At 35.6% G+C, this 1,324-nt stretch carries 1 pseudogene; it reads left to right on the forward strand.

From position 1 onward, the window contains the following. Window positions 1-95: 95 nt before the first annotated feature. A pseudogene (locus tag BBI01_RS04470) lies at window positions 96-1,121 on the forward strand (IS481 family transposase); the annotation flags it as partial. Between the last annotated feature and the right edge of the window lie 203 nt (window positions 1,122-1,324).

Below are 1,324 nucleotides of genomic sequence, written 5' to 3' on the forward strand. Positions count from 1 at the left end.
TGTAAAAGTTTAGATTAAATCTGACAGTTAAAGGGCAAACGATTAAGTTTGTAAAGCAATAAAAACAAAAAGTTTAACCCTTTAAAAAGTCAGAAATGAGTTTAGAAACAAAAGTAATTAAAAGTCGCTTAGGATTACTATCCTTAGCAGAAGAATTAGGAAATGTCTCCAGAGCGTGTAAGTATTTAGGCTATAGTCGAGAGACCTTCTACCGTTACAAGGATTTATTTGCAGAAGGAGGAGAGTCCGCTCTGAAAGATATGAATCGGCGTGTACCAAATATTAAAAATCGAATAGATCCAGAAATAGAAAAGCGCGTTGTAGCTTTTGCTATTGAAAATCCTGCCTTTGGTCAAAACAGAGCCTCTAATGAACTAAAGAAAGAAGGCGTGTTTATCTCTCCTTGTGGAGTTCGTTGTGTATGGCTTCGTCATGATCTGGAAACCTTTCGCAAACGCTTAAAAGCACTAGAATCCAAAGTGGCACAAGAAGGACTTATTCTTACAGAGTCTCAGGTTGTGGCTTTAGAAAAAGCTAAAGAAGAAAAGGTTGCACATGGAGAGATTGAAACTCATCACCCTGGTTTTCTCGGAGCTCAAGACACTTATTATGTAGGTTACATTAAAGGTGTTGGAAAAATTTATCAACAGACTTTCATTGATACCTACTCAAAAGTAGCTACAGCAAAGCTTTATGATCGTAAAATAGCCTTAGTAGCAGCTGATATGCTCAACGATAGAGTTATTCCTTTATACGAACAATATCAGATCCCTTTGATGCGTATATTAACTGATAGAGGAACAGAATATTGCGGAGCCAGAGAACATCATGAATATCAGCTTTATTTAGCTATAGAAGACATTGATCATACTAAGACCAAAGCTAAAAGTCCTCAGACAAACGGTATCTGTGAACGTTTTCATAGAACAATGCAAGATGAGTTTTATGCTACTGCATTCCGTAAGAAGATTTACAATAATATTGAAGAACTACAGGTTGATCTTGATACATGGTTAGAATACTATAATACAGAGAGACCACATTCAGGAAAACATTGTTATGGTAAAACTCCGATGCAGACATGGAATGAGAGCCTACATCTTACAAAAGAAAAATTATTAGACTCTCAATACCAAAATGTTGTACCTTTACCTATGTCAGTTGAAATGAAACCTAGGGATACAGAAGAACCTATCTTCAATAATGACACTACTATAAACTATGACATTGGTGAAAATAAAATTTCAAAAAGAGAGGATGTTGAAATACCTCCAGCTGCATAGTTAAAATTGCCCAACTGTCAGATCAGATTCAAACTATTACA

Source organism: Chryseobacterium artocarpi (assembly GCF_001684975.1).
Classification (GTDB): Bacteria; Bacteroidota; Bacteroidia; order Flavobacteriales; family Weeksellaceae; genus Chryseobacterium; species Chryseobacterium artocarpi.